16 protein-coding genes and 1 riboswitch are annotated in these 14,046 nt (G+C 51.2%); of the genes, 3 read left to right on the top strand and 13 right to left on the bottom strand.

All coding sequences use genetic code 11. The features are described from left to right. Nucleotides 1-6 precede the first annotated feature (6 nt). From cobI to HPY81_08725, 10 genes are all read right to left on the bottom strand, one after another. A complete protein-coding gene (gene cobI, locus HPY81_08770; GenBank protein NPV27512.1) occupies nt 7-735 on the bottom strand; it encodes a precorrin-2 C(20)-methyltransferase in 729 nt (242 codons plus the stop codon). A 149-nt stretch (nt 736-884) separates the two neighbouring features. Next, a complete protein-coding gene (gene cbiE / locus HPY81_08765) occupies nt 885-2,126 on the bottom strand; it encodes a precorrin-6y C5,15-methyltransferase (decarboxylating) subunit CbiE (GenBank protein NPV27511.1) in 1,242 nt (413 codons plus the stop codon). Further along, nucleotides 2,081-3,217: a cobalamin biosynthesis protein CbiD gene (cbiD, locus tag HPY81_08760; protein ID NPV27510.1), complete on the bottom strand. Its 1,137-nt coding sequence runs from the start codon at nt 3,215-3,217 to the stop codon at nt 2,081-2,083. The genes cbiE and cbiD overlap by 46 nt, the downstream gene beginning before the upstream one ends. A 37-nt stretch (nt 3,218-3,254) precedes the next feature. Continuing rightward, nucleotides 3,255-4,130, bottom strand: a complete 876-nt coding sequence (locus HPY81_08755; GenBank protein ID NPV27509.1) for an energy-coupling factor ABC transporter ATP-binding protein — start codon at nt 4,128-4,130, stop codon at nt 3,255-3,257. Between the two features lie 92 nt (nt 4,131-4,222). Next, a complete protein-coding gene (gene cbiQ / locus HPY81_08750) occupies nt 4,223-4,987 on the bottom strand; it encodes a cobalt ECF transporter T component CbiQ (protein ID NPV27508.1) in 765 nt (254 codons plus the stop codon). Beyond that, nucleotides 4,981-5,283: an energy-coupling factor ABC transporter substrate-binding protein gene (locus HPY81_08745; GenBank protein NPV27507.1), complete on the bottom strand. Its 303-nt coding sequence runs from the start codon at nt 5,281-5,283 to the stop codon at nt 4,981-4,983. The genes cbiQ and HPY81_08745 overlap by 7 nt, the downstream gene beginning before the upstream one ends. Then, a complete protein-coding gene (locus HPY81_08740) occupies nt 5,284-5,958 on the bottom strand; it encodes an energy-coupling factor ABC transporter permease (GenBank protein ID NPV27506.1) in 675 nt (224 codons plus the stop codon). It abuts the gene before it with no gap. A gap of 153 nt (nt 5,959-6,111) precedes the next feature. Further along, nucleotides 6,112-6,301: riboswitch (cobalamin riboswitch) on the bottom strand. A gap of 31 nt (nt 6,302-6,332) precedes the next feature. Beyond that, the gene (locus HPY81_08735; GenBank protein NPV27505.1) at nt 6,333-6,884 is read right to left on the bottom strand and encodes a cob(I)yrinic acid a,c-diamide adenosyltransferase; all 552 of its coding nucleotides are present in this window, start codon (nt 6,882-6,884) and stop codon (nt 6,333-6,335) included. A 130-nt stretch (nt 6,885-7,014) separates the two neighbouring features. Further along, complete coding sequence (gene meaB / locus HPY81_08730; protein NPV27504.1) at nt 7,015-7,977, bottom strand: methylmalonyl Co-A mutase-associated GTPase MeaB; 963 nt, start codon at nt 7,975-7,977, stop codon at nt 7,015-7,017. A gap of 224 nt (nt 7,978-8,201) precedes the next feature. Then, nucleotides 8,202-8,552, bottom strand: coding sequence for a DUF3870 domain-containing protein (locus tag HPY81_08725; GenBank protein NPV27503.1), 351 nt, complete (start codon nt 8,550-8,552; stop codon nt 8,202-8,204). A 440-nt stretch (nt 8,553-8,992) separates the two neighbouring features. On the opposite strand from HPY81_08725, the gene HPY81_08720 reads away from it, so the two are divergent. After that, nucleotides 8,993-10,012 (top strand): threonine ammonia-lyase, encoded by a 1,020-nt coding sequence (locus tag HPY81_08720; GenBank protein ID NPV27502.1) that lies wholly within the window; start codon nt 8,993-8,995, stop codon nt 10,010-10,012. A 61-nt stretch (nt 10,013-10,073) separates the two neighbouring features. Here HPY81_08720 and HPY81_08715 read toward each other — a convergent pair whose 3' ends face one another. Then, the gene (locus HPY81_08715; protein NPV27501.1) at nt 10,074-11,303 is read right to left on the bottom strand and encodes a S8 family peptidase; all 1,230 of its coding nucleotides are present in this window, start codon (nt 11,301-11,303) and stop codon (nt 10,074-10,076) included. A gap of 233 nt (nt 11,304-11,536) precedes the next feature. On the opposite strand from HPY81_08715, the gene HPY81_08710 reads away from it, so the two are divergent. Continuing rightward, nucleotides 11,537-11,881 carry a hypothetical protein gene (locus HPY81_08710; GenBank protein ID NPV27500.1) on the top strand — a complete coding sequence of 115 codons (345 nt, stop codon included), beginning with the start codon at nt 11,537-11,539 and terminating at the stop codon, nt 11,879-11,881. A 25-nt stretch (nt 11,882-11,906) separates the two neighbouring features. Continuing rightward, nucleotides 11,907-12,560: a hypothetical protein gene (locus HPY81_08705; GenBank protein NPV27499.1), complete on the top strand. Its 654-nt coding sequence runs from the start codon at nt 11,907-11,909 to the stop codon at nt 12,558-12,560. A gap of 129 nt (nt 12,561-12,689) precedes the next feature. Here HPY81_08705 and HPY81_08700 read toward each other — a convergent pair whose 3' ends face one another. Then, nucleotides 12,690-12,893, bottom strand: coding sequence for a hypothetical protein (locus tag HPY81_08700; GenBank protein NPV27498.1), 204 nt, complete (start codon nt 12,891-12,893; stop codon nt 12,690-12,692). A gap of 27 nt (nt 12,894-12,920) precedes the next feature. Next, complete coding sequence (locus HPY81_08695; protein NPV27497.1) at nt 12,921-13,754, bottom strand: sulfite exporter TauE/SafE family protein; 834 nt, start codon at nt 13,752-13,754, stop codon at nt 12,921-12,923. Between the last annotated feature and the right edge of the window lie 292 nt (nt 13,755-14,046).

The raw sequence follows: 14,046 nt of genomic DNA, 5'->3' as shown, positions 1-14,046 counted from the left end.
ATTCTTCTAATTGCGGCGCGTAAGACCGGCATCAGAATCTCGCCGGACAATTACCAGCGACAGATAATCAACCTTGGCCGGATCAAGCATTACCAAATCGGTTTCTACCACTTCACCATCCAGCCCGCAGCGAGAAACCAGGAAGCCGGACCGCCCACATTCCTGCAGTGCCTCCCGCAGCTCGGCGAACTCACGCGAGACCTTCAGCACCACCAGGTTAGGAAATGCTTTGAGGTAATTGACCAGTTCCGTCCGTCCCCGCCAGTTTGGCAGCACCAGCACCGGTTCGTCACCTGTGGCCAGCGGGTAGTTCAATCGCGCCGCTGCCGCTACTAAAGACGGAATCCCTGGTATGGTCTGAACCAATGCGTCTGCATCCAGGCGACGCAAGGCGCGCACCACGTAAGCATAGGTGCTGTAAAGCGACGGGTCACCCAGAGTCAAGAAGGCTACATTTAACCCTTGCCATAGTCGTTCCTTGATGCTCCCGGCCGCTGTATCCCAGTAACTCTCCAAAACGGATTTTTCCCGGACCATGGGGAAGGTAAACTCCAGCACCTCCGCCGAGGCGGGTAGATACTGACGGGCAATCTGCAGGGCCAGACTGCCGGCTTCCGCCTTAGATCTGGGCACACAAACCACCTGCGTGCTCTCCAGGACCTTCACGGCTTTAATCGTCAGTAGTTCGGGATCACCCGGGCCAACCCCGATCCCGTAAAATATGCCTTTTGCCATAGCTATCTCCTTTGGTTGTTAGATATATTGTTCATAGCACCTATCACTCTCAGCCGTACTTGCGCAACGATGACCAGGAGAATGAGGACCATCTCGCGCCAGAGACGGCAAGGTCTTTAGGGAAGTGACCTGGTAAATGAACCAACCAGTTAATTCCGGGTGCCCGCGATAATCCAGACCGGGTTCAAAGCGCGGGCCAGATGGCTCTGCTGGACCTTTTCCCAGCGGGTGACCGCCACCGAAACGGCTTCCACTCCCGTAAAACCGCTTCGTTCAAGCTCTTCCACCGCCGTCACAGCTGTTTCCAGCGTCACTGCATTGATGACCAACCGCCCTGACGGCCGCAGTTTACTTCGGCTCACCTGGACAATTTCCCTCAGTTTACCGCCACTACCACCGATAATCACCGCATCGGCCGGTGGCAGTTCGGTCATGGCCTGGGGGGCTTCTCCCGCGACCAGGATGAGGTTTTGCGCCCCGAGTTGGTATTGGTTTTCCCGCAGCAAGTCAAGGGCAGCCGGCTGACGTTCGATCGCGTAAACCATCCCCTGCCACACCCAGCGGGCCGCCTCCAGACTGATTGAGCCAGTTCCAGCGCCCACGTCGTACACCACCGATTGGGGGGTTAGCTGGGCCTTCGCCAGAGTGATGGCCCGGATCTCTTGTTTCGTCATCGGAACCTCAGCGCGCTTGAATACCTCGTCTGGCAGTCCCAGGCTGTATTTAAACACCCCGGTTTGACCGGCCAACTCTTCGTCAGCATCTTCGGCTGGTAATAATATCAAAATGGTGCTAGGAAAATCCGCCTCACCTTCGGCCAAATCAAAAAGGGTTGTTTCCAGGATCAGTTCCTGATCGCCTCCCACGTCCTGAGCGACCACCACCCGCTGGTCAGCATAACCTTGCTTTTTTAAAAATCTGGCCACTGCCCGGGCGGTGTGCCGGTGATCGGTCAGGATCACCGCTTTTCTTCCCCGGTAACGCAGCAGACCTGTCAAGGGACGTCCGTGTACGCTCTCGAGAACCGCCCCCTGCCAGGGCTCCTTGAGACGCGCGAAGGCTACCTGAAACGGACTCAGACCAGCGATGACTTCCAGTTGTTCAGAAGCAAAATGCCGGCGCAGAAAAGCCAGCAAGCTGTAAAACCCGGGATCACCCGAGACCAGCACGGCGATCTGCCGTCCGTCAGCCAGTTGCTCGTGTAAATACGGGATGAGACCCGCCACCTCGCCGGTAATGAGTCGTTTTTCCCCTGGGTGATCGGCAAACAGTTTCAGGGCACGGGAACCACCCAGGAGGATATCTGCCTGGTAAACTTTTTCCAGGGCTGCTGGTGGTATGTATTTTAACGAACCCGGTCCGATGCCGATAATCCATAGTTTATTCGCCAATTCTTCTGCCTCCCAATCACTACCGCCTGCTCGTCACAACCGATAATTTGTCCCGCCGAATTTAAAAAGACAGTCCCCACCTCTAATTGTTCATAACAGTAGCTGCGGGCCCGTTGGCTGGCCAGAGCCGCCAGTTCATCGAAGACCCCCAGCAACCCGGCCTGCTCCACTACAGGTAATGTCCCCTCCAGTGTTGCACTCGTCAAAATTTGCTGGATTCCCTGGACGGACAAGCCACGCCGGGCACAGTGAGCGGCTAAAATCTCCAACCGCGCATCAGCAACCCGGTTGTGGGTATGGAAAATGCCCCCCGCCACTTTAATTAACTTGCCGATATGTCCCCAGAGGATTACCTGTTTTACCCCCAGACGAACGCATTCCTGCAGCAGATAACCGACAAAATTACTGCACTCCACCACGGCCTCGACTGGCACACCGCCGACACGGGTCGCCCAGTTAAATCCCTGGCGGCCGGGAGTAAGCACAATTGTCTCATGGCCATGCGCCAGGGCAACCGTGATTCCGCTGACCAGCGATGTCTTAAAGGCTTCCTCGGACATTGGCTCGACGATGCCGGTGGTCCCTAAAATGGAAATACCGCCGACTATGCCCAGTCGGGAATTAAGGGTCCGTCTAGCGACCACTTCACCTTCCGGCACAAAGATGGTTACTTTCACTCCCTGGTCGGCCGGAATGGCGCCCGCTACTTCTCGCCGGATCATTTCCCTGGGTACCGGGTTGATCGCTGCCTCCCCGACCGGGATTGGCAGACCGGGTTTGGTCACCCGTCCTACCCCTGGACCACCGTCTAGATCAATCCCCTTCTCCTGGGGCGACACTCTTGCCCAGATCGCCAGTCCGCTGGTGACATCAGGGTCATCACCCCCGTCCTTGACCACAGCACAGGCCGCCCCGGTATCATCCCGCTGCGCCTGACTGATGGGGAGGGACAGCGGTTGTCCACCGGGAAGGGTGATCGTCACGCTTCCCGGCACCCGGCCGCTATACCAGTAAATCGCTGCTCCCTTGGCCGCGGCAGCAGCACAGGCCCCGGTCGTCACCCCGCGTCGCCAGAGACGTCCATCGTGCACCCGAAAACCGATCAGATCCGACACCGCCAACTCCTCCTTACTGCGTCCTGGCGGCTTTATCCAGTCCGGCACAGTCAACTTTCAGAAAGCGGATCAATTCAGGCAGATCCCGGGGTAAATATTTAAGCCTGGTTAGCAAGCCCTGCTGCAACAGAGCCTGATAAATCAGTCCGACCGTCGGTATACCCAGACCTAACTCCTCGAATAACTCCAGTCGACTGGCGAGTTCCGCATAGTCTCCCTCCCAGGTTTTTTTTCCCTTATCTAGAACAATAAAGTGGTCGGCCCAACACCAGGCCAAGTCCAGGTCGTGGGTCGTCATCACCAGGGTCGTCCCGTTTTCCCGCAAGCGTTCAAGCTCCTCCAAGAGGTCAGCCACGCCGGCCCTGTCCAGGCCAGCCGTCGGCTCATCCAAAAGAATTACCCTCGGCCGCATGGCCAGTACCCCGGCAATAGCCACTCTTTGTTTTTCCCCGTGGCTCAAACAGTGGATCGGCCGGTGGATATGGGAGGAAGCCCCCACCACCTGCAAGGCCCACTCAACCCGCTCCCGCACTTCATCTGCCCGCAACCCGAGATTGGTTGGGCCGTAAGCCACATCCTGGTAAACAACCGGACAAAATAGCTGAACATCGGGCTGCTGCATAACCAGCCCCACCTGGGAGCGCAGCCGCGTTAATCCCTGACGGGAATAGTCTATGGGTTGTCCTTCCACCAGAATATAACCCTGCTGGGGTCGATAGATCCCGCTGAGGGCCAAAAGCAGGGTGGATTTTCCCGCGCCGTTAGGGCCAAGAACGACCGTCCGCTCACCCTTAGGGATGGTGCAGGTGATCCCGTACAATCCCGTTGTCTGTCTCGGATAGAGATAATGTAAATTATGGATGCTCAAAACGCTTGCCTTCTCGCTCATAATCAGTCCTCTATCCATATATTGGTATACTTTTGTAATGTCTGCTTGCTCATAAGCCCGCTTCGCTGGCTGGCTACCAACCTACGTCAGGCTCAGTCGAGCAAACCCATTAAGCACACACTCACCACGGTTATTACCCAGTAGCCAACCATCCTCGGCCAGGGAAGCGGCTGCCATAAAGGCATAGCTGGCATCTCGCCGGCCGGGCCACGAGCCTGCATTGCCACTGTCAGCTCATGAGAGCGCTGCAGGCTGTGCGTAAAAACAGCGGCCACCAGTAAAGCCACCGACTGGAACGAGCGCTTCCAGCCAAAATAACCAAGGCGTAACAACTGGGCGCGGACAATCTGCTCCGCTACACCGGTAAGCAGATATATTCCCCGGTAAATGAGGTACATCAGGTCACCCAAAATTGCCGGCAACCGAATGGCTCGCCAGGCCGAGGTCAATTCTACGATTGGGGTGGTCAAGCTCAGGAAGTACATGATCGCCACCATGGCCATCGACCGCGACGCTAGTAATTCCGCTTGCCACAGGCTGTGGTAGGAAATGCCCCACGTGGCGCTTCCCACTCGCCAGCAACACAGACTGGGAAGTGCTGGCTGATAGGTAACCATCACCGTGATTACCCCGACCAACAGAAATAGCGCCGGGATCAATAACAGATAGCCATAATCTTTCGCGCGGACTCGTCCCTTGCTGATTGTAACCAGGGCAAATCCACCAAAAATCAGCCAGTTTATCTCCGGTCGGGGACATAAAAAACTCACGATCAACCCGGTCAGAGCGACATGCAATTTTTCAGCCGGATGCCAAGCCCGCAACGGGCTTTCCCAGGCGTATCGGTCGATCAACACTTGCTCTCATCCTTACTGGTTTTTCGTTTACTGCCCAGGTAATAACCAAGGACCCCGGCGCCCAGAGCCGCCTGAAGCGCAAAGAGCAGGCTCTCGATTTCGGCGCTGGGCGGTTCAAAGAAGGGGCGAAACCACGGCTCATAGTCAGGGGCGATTTTAGCCACAATACCCTCGGCTTGTTCGTCAGCCCCGATAAAAATTTCGTCCTGGGCAGAACTATTGACCAACCAGAAGGGAATGAGGCAAACAAATATAATCGCGCCGATAATCATTAATTGCTGAGTTCGGGTGAGCATTCACTTCACCTCCCGTGAACGCAACGCCTGCAATGCCTGCAATTCTTCGTAGCTGTAGTTTAGTAAAACATTAAAGACCAGGACAGTGACCAGCCCTTCAACCACAGCCAGCGGGATCTGGGTCAGGGCGAAAACAGAAGCGAATTTAATCAGGGACACCATAAACCCACCAGCCGGATCGGGAAAAGCTAAGGCTAATTGGACAGAGGTCACCACATAGGTCATAAGATCACCAAGACAAGCGGAGAGGAAAACGCCAACGGGAGTAGACAGACCCAAACGTTTACTTAATCGATAAATCGCCCACGCCACCAATGGTCCGGCGATAGCCATGGAAAAAGTATTGGCTCCCAGTGTGGTTAATCCGCCATGGGCCAGGAGCAGCGCCTGAAAAAGCAGAACAATCAGGCCTAGCACCGAAACAACTGAAGGACCGAACAGAATCGCCCCAAGGCCGGTCCCCGTGGCATGGGAGCAGCTACCGGTTACCGATGGCAGCTTAAGCGCCGACAGGACAAAAGCAAACGCGCCGACTACACCCAACACCATCTTGGTCTCGGGTTTTTCTTTAATTACCTGCTTTAGTTTTACCACACCATAGGCCACAAAAGGGGCAGAAGCCACCGTCCAGGCGGCCGCGTGTTCCACCGGCAAAAAACCTTCCATGATGTGCATAATCGAGTTCCCTCCCATTCATCTTCGCGTTAAAATAGTTAACGAGTAACGTAAATCCCCAACCCAAAAGGGCTGGGGATTCAATTTACCTGGCAATTGAGGTCATTAGCCGGCATGCGGCACCGCAACCACCCCCCCATACACCGTGGGCAAGTTTGGTTATCAGAAACAGGCAGGTCTCCTGGCTTCGGTTCCTCGCTGGCCTTGGTCTTCCCAGGTGATTGTCCCAGTGACTATCGTCAAGGCAGCTCCCCGTTACAGTGGCGTGACCGCATCGGATTTACACCGATTTCCCTTTTCATCCCGCGGAAAAGCGCAGAACACCTGTTTCCTTATCAAATATTGAGTTAAACGTCTTCGTTCAGGTTTTATTTTTAAGATTCAATCCCAACTCGGGCTGGTATTCCCTGCGTATAATAATGTTTAACTTCTTTCATTTCCGTAATCAGGTCCGCCAGTTCCGCGATTTCTGGCGGCACATTCCGACCCGTCAGAATTAATTCAACATGCTCCGGTTTGTTACGAATCAAATCACAGACCTCTTCTACCGTCAGTAATTTGTTCTGCAAAACACCCATAATCTCGTCCAGGATGAGAATATCGCACTCACCTTTAGCCAATAACTCCTTGGCAAAAGCGAAGCCCGTCTCGATCTCCTGTTTGAGTTCCCTTTTTTCCTCATCCGTAAGAGTCCAGAAAAAACCGCGGTTTTTCTCGAAGCGAAAAATCTGAAAATCAGGCTCAATCCGTTTTACAGTATAAAGTTCACCAGAACTCGCCCCTTTTAAAAATTGAATCATACACACCTTTAATCCCCGACCAATGGCGCGAAAAGCCTGCCCCAGCGCCGCCGTCGTCTTACCCTTTCCGTCACCGGTATAGACCTGCACCAGTCCCTTTTTAAGCTTCGGGCTCAACACGCCCATCTCCTCTCCATAATTGCCATATTTTGTCTCTTAATATTATATTACTACATCTATCGTGTTTATACCAGCCAGATTTTATAATTCGGGATAAAACATTATAAAACATTCGCGTACAATTACTGCAAATACTTTAATTTACGAATTTATGGTCTGATAAATCCAGGGTCGCCGCCAGAATTCCCTCCACTACCCCGTATGGGTCAAGCTCTCTGGCCACAATTTTATCCACCAGTTTTTCCAACCGGCCGTCTTTTTCTACCTGAGCGTTAATGTACTGGGTCAGCTTCTTCTTGACCATTCCCAGGATCTCTTCCCTCACCCGGTTACGCCGCCGCGTTTCTAAAACACCACTGGATTGCAAATACTCCCAGTGGGCTTCAATCTCCTCCATCAACCGTCCAATCCCCTCGCCGGACGTCGCCACGGTCGGAATAACAGAAATCTTTCGGCCGTCCTTATTCGGATTAAGTTCCAACATCATCTCAAGTTCTCTGATGGTCCGGGATGCCCCATCTCGGTCAGCCTTATTGACAACAAAAATATCACCTATTTCTAGGATGCCGGCCTTAATCGCTTGAATATCATCACCCAGACCCGGCACCATTACCACAATCGTTGTATCGGCAACCTTGACAATGTCGACCTCCAATTGACCGACACCAACCGTTTCAATCACGATATAATCCATCTTAAACGCGTCCAACACTTTAACCACATCAAAAACGGCGCGAGACAAACCACCCAAGCTGCCCCGGGTTCCCATGCTGCGGATAAATACCCCCGGATCCGTACTGGAATCAACCATGCGAATGCGGTCCCCTAAAATCGCCCCGCCCGTGAAAGGGCTTGTTGGGTCAACGGCAATTACGCCAACCTTCTTGTTCTGCTTGCGCCACTCTTTGATCAAACGATCCGTCAAACTGCTCTTTCCCGCGCCTGGTGGTCCGGTGAGCCCGATTAAGTGCGCCCGGCCGGTGTGGGGAAACAACTCCTGCAGCGCCCGGCCGGCTTCGGGGCTCTCGTTTTCGATCATCGTAATTAACTTAGCCGCAGCCCGGGATGAGCCAGCCAGTAATTGTTTCACCAGTTCCATCGAAAATACCTCTCTTTCTGTTATGATATTTTTAATGATTTCACATGAAACTTTGACCGAAACTTGGTGATTGACCTGATTTGTATAGAAAAAACCTGGTCAAACGATGAGGAATTGTCTCGCTTCACCGCCAACCAGGTCTTACTTACTTTCGCTTCAGGCGATACCCTCAGCCATAAGTAAAATGGCGAAAAAGTCTTCACTTCTCGTTCGCTTACTGGTAGCTAAAGTTGCGGATCTTCCCACGGTCTATTCTCCCGATAGGCCCGATAGTGGTCAGCGATAATCCGCACCGCCGTGATTAAGGCCTTCCTGGCGCTTCCGTGGTACCGTCGTTCCAGTTTCTGAACAATCAGGTCTACATCCGTCGCGAGATTATGTCCCCGGAGCAGTGTTGCCACAAAGTTTCTACCCAAATCAGTCGCTAGGGTACAATCAGCGTCAAGGATCACTGATGTGGCTGGATCTATTTCCATCCCAACAGCCACAACTTTGTAAAGGTTATAGGCAGTGATTGTTGAAGGTAGTTTGGCGTACCCAGTAAAGAACAAAGTCGGCCTACTGGTATTTGGCAAACACTTACACCTCCTCGTGCCTTTCATTAAAATGATATTCGACATCCCGTGCCCAATTCCTTCTTCTTCTAACTTGACAATAAATTTATTTTACCCTATACTGAAGAAAAAAATATGCTGGGAAAAGCGATGCGCGGAAAGAGTAAGAACCACGCCGGCTGGTACAGCGAACTGGGTATGGTGTGAGCCAGGACCACCAGGGTTTCTGAAAATCGTCCGCAAGCTGCAGGCTGAAATTCCAGTAAGCCCCGCCGGGTCTCCCCAGGGAGAAAAGAGTACCCGTTAACGTACTGAGGTATCGAGCTAGCACTCCGTACCTGTGGAGATTATTGTCGTGAGGCAATAACAAACTAGGGTGGTAACGCGAATGGCCCCTCGCCCCTAGACATGGTGTCTAGGTGCGAGGGGTTTAGTTTTTAACATCGGGAGGCGGTGTGAACATGAATCTATCTTCTAAACTAGCCAATAATCAGGAAAAAAATCTGCGCCGGCTCAAAAGAGTAGGTCTAGCAGAGATCGTATTGGCCCGTGAAACTCTGCGGCCCATCATCCACGAAACACCCCTCATTCACTCGCGGACATTCAGCGAACTGTCTGGTAACGACGTCTACCTGAAAATGGAGAATCTGCAAAAGACTGGCGCCTTCAAAATCAGAGGCGCAGCCAACAAGGTGTTTAATCTTTCCCCCGAAGAAGCAGCCCGCGGGGTCATCGCTGCTTCCGCGGGCAACCACGCTCAGGGTGTAGCCTGGGCCGCCACCGTCCGAGGCATTCCGGCCACTATTGTTATGCCTAAAGGAGCGCCAACAGCTAAGATCATGGCGACGCGGGGTTACGGCGGGGAAGTTATCCTCCACGGCCAGACCTATGACGAAGCGTACCAGTATGCACGATTATTGCAGCAGGAACGTGGTCAGACTTTTGTGCATGCTTTTGATGACCCGCAGGTCATTGCCGGTCAGGGAACAATCGCTCTGGAAATCATCGATCAGCTGCCGGATGTGGAGGCCATGCTTGTTCCCATCGGCGGCGGCGGACTGGTGGCTGGCATGGCGATTGCAGCCAAGGAACTCAATCCGAAGATCCGGGTGATCGGGGTTCAGTCAGCCGGTGCGCCGAGTATGTATTTATCCCGACAAAAAAACTCCCGTCAACAGCTCCAAACAGTAAAAACCATCGCTGATGGCATCGCCGTCAAAGAGCCCGGACAGCTCACCTTTAAATATGTACAAAAGTACGTCGATGATATTGTACTGGTAGAAGAAGCCGATATCGCCGACAGCATCATAACGCTGTTAGAACGGGGTAAAGTCATGGCCGAAGGGGCGGGAGTAGTTGGGCTGGCCGCCCTCCTGGCCGAGCGTGTCTATATCCGAGGGGCCAAAGTCGCCGTAGTGCTCAGCGGGGGGAATATGGACCCGGTTCGCCTTTCGCAGATTATAACTGGCGCGTATATTTAACAATGACGAGAGGAAGAACCAAGGCCCCGGCCGTTTTGCAGGGCCCTGGTTTTACTTCCGTTTACATTGGCGGTCGCTGGAGGGCCCGGGCAACATTAACCATCCCTGCCCCTTGTTGTTCCTTACTCAAACCCCGCATCCAAACAGCAGTCCGTTTCAAGTGCGGAACAATTTGGGAAGTTCGAATGTTACCGTATTTGGCCATCAGGCGAGCAACAGCACCAGTGACATGCGGCGCCGCCATTGAGGTGCCGCTTAGCTCCTTATATCCGCCATTCAAATAAGTTGAACGGATGTTGACACCTGGAGCCGCGATTCCCACTTCTTTGCCCCAACTGCTGAAATCCGCTAACGTTCCCTGCTGTGTCAAGGCCGATACCGCCAGAACTTCGGAATATTTACCCGGGTAAGTCACTGAATTCCGTTCTTTTTCATTCCCGGCAGCTGCAACCATGATCAGCCCTCGCCGCGCAGCAGTCTGGAAAGCTTGGCGAAAAACTGCGTTTTCTTCCTGGCTCCCAAAACTCATGTTGACTATCTTTATGTCATTATCAATACACCACTGTATTCCCTCAACCACATCGGACAAATTGCCCTGTCCCCTGGAGTCAAAAGCTTTTACGGCATAAAGGTCTACCTCGGGAGCGACACCGACTACCCCAATCTCGTTATTAAGGGCGCCGATAATGCCAGCCACGTGGGTCCCGTGTCCGTTATCGTCATTATAACTGGCACCATTATTGATCACGTTGATTCCGCCCTTAATATTGTCCTTGAGATCAGGGTGGTTGAGTGCGATGCCGGTATCGATTACCGCCACTTTAACACGTTTTCCGGTCGACTGATATGGCCAGGCCTGGATTTGTTGAATATTCCACCCTACTTGCTGGGCCGGCTGCGCGGCTGGTGTTTTGCGACGTATTGGACGAACGGGCCACAGAAACGGAAAGGGAAATGGGGAGCTTATTGATTTGTTAACTTCCTCTTCAGCCGGCTCCATAATGCAAATCGTCAACTTAATATCGTCATGGATGTCCAACACTTCTGGACGACTGGCCAGGGAAACGTGGGATTCTTCCTCTGTAAACTCACACAAAACAGCGTTGATTAACGGTAATGACTTGATTATCTTACCGCCATGTTCCGCAACCATGGCCTTACAGGACTCTAGTGATTGACCTGGCTTGAGTGCCACAATTTTTCTGATTATTGGTGTCCGCGATGGTGGCTTGGGTACGCGAATTTTTTGCGTAAGTAGTCCTAAAAGTAAGGTGGTAGCAAGTGTTTCCATTAAATATCCCTCCTTTCCAGAATAGTATTATGTTGCATTCTAGCTTATGCACCAGTCATCAGAGATGTCACCATATTTGACCAAAATCCATTGTTTTAAAAAAATTTGCCACTCAAAATAAAGTGGATTTTCCCAACAATTACCAACTAATATACGTACAAAACCTGTAACTAAGAAAGACATTTTAAAATATGATGTATTGTGTAAAAGTTGAGTGATGAAAGGTGGAAACCATGAGTAACATGAATAGTTCCATGAATTTAGAAGCTTTAATTAATCAGGCGAAAAATCTGGTGAGTGACCCAAAGGCCTTTGAAGCGATGTTGGACGCAGCTGGAATTAGCGCTGAACAAAAAAAAGCCATTATGACCTCCCTGAGCAGCATCAATTCAGAAGGTTCACTTAACCCTGCCGGCTTGCAGGCCATCTGGCAAATAGTGCAGGACATTGTAAAAAACCCCAACGCTAACCTGCAGGGGCTGGCACCTTTCCTCCATATGTTAAGTCAGCAAACACCCAATGAAAACACCCAAAAAAACCTGGAAATGTTACTCAGGCAACTCGGAAACCGCCGGTAATTAGATTCCTCGGCCTAGTGAGGTGATGGCGATGCCCAGTGTGCGGAAAATCCGGTCGGAACTGCGTGACCTGGAAAGAGAACTTACCAAATACAACCGGCGTGTCCTGGTTTTAGAACAAAGGAAACAGCAACTTACCAATCAACTTCAACAGGGAAATTTGAAACCCTCAGATCTTTCCTATGAACAAGAAGGGGGGCGAAACGAGGCAATGTCAACAGATGAGCAAAACCAACACGACGCCAACCGCCTACCTGTGATGAAAACTAATCAAGCTGGTGTTACTACTGTTAAGCAGCACCTCGAGTATACTTTGAAAATGCTTCGTCAGTGGTCCCTCGGCATCAGTCAAATCATGTTAAAAACCGCAGCCGGTCTTGATTCTCTCACGGCCGCGTTAAGTGTCTTAGAAGTAGCAGGCGAACAGATCCAAAAACAGTTGGAAGAAGCGACTGCTCAAATAAAGATGCAACTGGCAAACCCTGTCATGCCGCTTTCATCTGAATCTGAGACCACTCTACTGAATCAAGCACAATCCAGTGTCAACTCCCAAGATCTCTTTAGCGGAAAACAGATGGAAATGATGCTTGAAATTCTCAAATCACCATTCTTCGCCAAAATGCTCAGCCAGCTACAGACCAGCGGGACACAGCAACAGCAGTCACAAGTCCAATTTTAATCAACCAGCAGCCTACGAATACAAATACAGAGAGGCTCTTGCCCCATTCTACAGGCAAGAGCCTCTTTGTCTTATTGGTATTGGTGTTTTACTCTTTTTCGCACTTTCGTCTCTTACAGATGGATGTTTCTAATTCTCACTGTTTTTGGGTGAACTATCTTCGTCTTTTTGGCTGAACAATTTGTTAAATATACGTTTTGATTTGGGATCAGTATATCTTCCCACTAAATACGCCCCCAACAAAGCACAGATTAGCGCAGAATTTATATTCTGGCCAAGCATCCAACCAGCCAGGGCACCAATCAAGACCCCCACTACTCTCCATTTAACCATAACCAATCACCTTCCTTCCATCAGTAGTTAAAGCAGCATCAACCTGATCCCCACAAAAATCAAGGCAATAGCCAGCATTTGAGCAATTAATCGACCATCAACCCGCTGTGAGACCCTGGCTCCGAGCTGCCCGCCTGTGATCGCTCCAAGGGCCAGCCACAGGGCTCGACTAAGATCAACATGACCGAGTAAGAAGTGCGTAACAAAACCAATCAGGGTAGAAATGGTCAAAATAAAAAAGGAAGTAGCTGTAGCCACGTGGGGGGGGAAGTTTAGTATCAGAATCATTAAGGGAACGTGAATAATTCCCCCCCCAATTCCAAAAACACTGGACAGGAAACCAACCGCGAAGCTAATCACAATCCCCAAGGCTTCGTTAAAGGAATAGGCAACCACCTCTCCGCTGTTCTGGGTAAATATTCTGATCTTCTCAAACTTTCCCGGTACTAGTTCAATCGCGGTTTTTGCTTGATTTTGGCTATCCTGTTTTGTCCTCTGTTTTATTGAGCGGAAAAAAAGTGAGCCCGCCAGAACAATCAGCAGTAAACCGAAAAGGATACTGAACAACTGGCTGGTAAAATATACGGTAATATACGAGCCCACAATTGCTCCCGGTACAGTCGCCAGAGCGAACTTAATTCCCGTTTCTAAATCAACCCGTTTCTGTTGAATAAAGGCCACTGTTCCAGATACCGCGTTTAAAAAAACCATGGTCAGCGATGTGCCAATGGCCAGTTGGGGAGACATCCCGCAGACTAGTAGCAGGTAAGGAATAACCAAGAACCCTCCCCCCGCTCCAACAATCGTGCCAAAGAACCCCACCACAATCCCAACAAACACCAGTGCCAATGGTTCAGTCAATAATTATATCTTCCTTTCGCTTATTGTTGATGATTGTATTTTACTACAAAATTGCTAATAAGCCAATCAATCAGCTCAACCAGCAAAAACTTATCTACAACAGGGATTTAAGCATAGTTCCCCAGACGACCAGAAAATCGTGTAGAAATAAGTAGGATTATTATATGAGCCTTTTGCAATTTTCCAACACTTGATTTACTAAGGATTTTAGGGCCATAAAAAAGGACTTCACCCCAATTTGGAGAAGTTTTCAAGTAACCAAACCGAAAACCCCATAAAGGAGTGAAGTCAC

This window comes from Bacillota bacterium (assembly GCA_013178045.1).
In the GTDB taxonomy this organism is placed as follows: Bacteria; Bacillota; Ch66; order Ch66; family Ch66; genus Ch66.
Note: the sequence above shows the minus strand (reverse complement) of the source record. Positions and strands in the feature narration are given on the sequence as shown.

Coding starts and splice junctions, on each gene's coding strand:
- cobI (NPV27512.1), bottom strand. CDS start 735: ATGGCAAAAGGCATATTTTACGGGATCGGGGTTGGCCCGGGTGATCCC.
- HPY81_08755 (NPV27509.1), bottom strand. CDS start 4,130: ATGAGCGAGAAGGCAAGCGTTTTGAGCATCCATAATTTACATTATCTC.
- HPY81_08745 (NPV27507.1), bottom strand. CDS start 5,283: ATGCTCACCCGAACTCAGCAATTAATGATTATCGGCGCGATTATATTT.
- HPY81_08740 (NPV27506.1), bottom strand. CDS start 5,958: ATGCACATCATGGAAGGTTTTTTGCCGGTGGAACACGCGGCCGCCTGG.
- HPY81_08735 (NPV27505.1), bottom strand. CDS start 6,884: ATGGGCGTGTTGAGCCCGAAGCTTAAAAAGGGACTGGTGCAGGTCTAT.
- meaB (NPV27504.1), bottom strand. CDS start 7,977: ATGGAACTGGTGAAACAATTACTGGCTGGCTCATCCCGGGCTGCGGCT.
- HPY81_08720 (NPV27502.1), top strand. CDS start 8,993: ATGAATCTATCTTCTAAACTAGCCAATAATCAGGAAAAAAATCTGCGC.
- HPY81_08715 (NPV27501.1), bottom strand. CDS start 11,303: ATGGAAACACTTGCTACCACCTTACTTTTAGGACTACTTACGCAAAAA.
- HPY81_08710 (NPV27500.1), top strand. CDS start 11,537: ATGAGTAACATGAATAGTTCCATGAATTTAGAAGCTTTAATTAATCAG.
- HPY81_08705 (NPV27499.1), top strand. CDS start 11,907: ATGGCGATGCCCAGTGTGCGGAAAATCCGGTCGGAACTGCGTGACCTG.
- HPY81_08700 (NPV27498.1), bottom strand. CDS start 12,893: ATGGTTAAATGGAGAGTAGTGGGGGTCTTGATTGGTGCCCTGGCTGGT.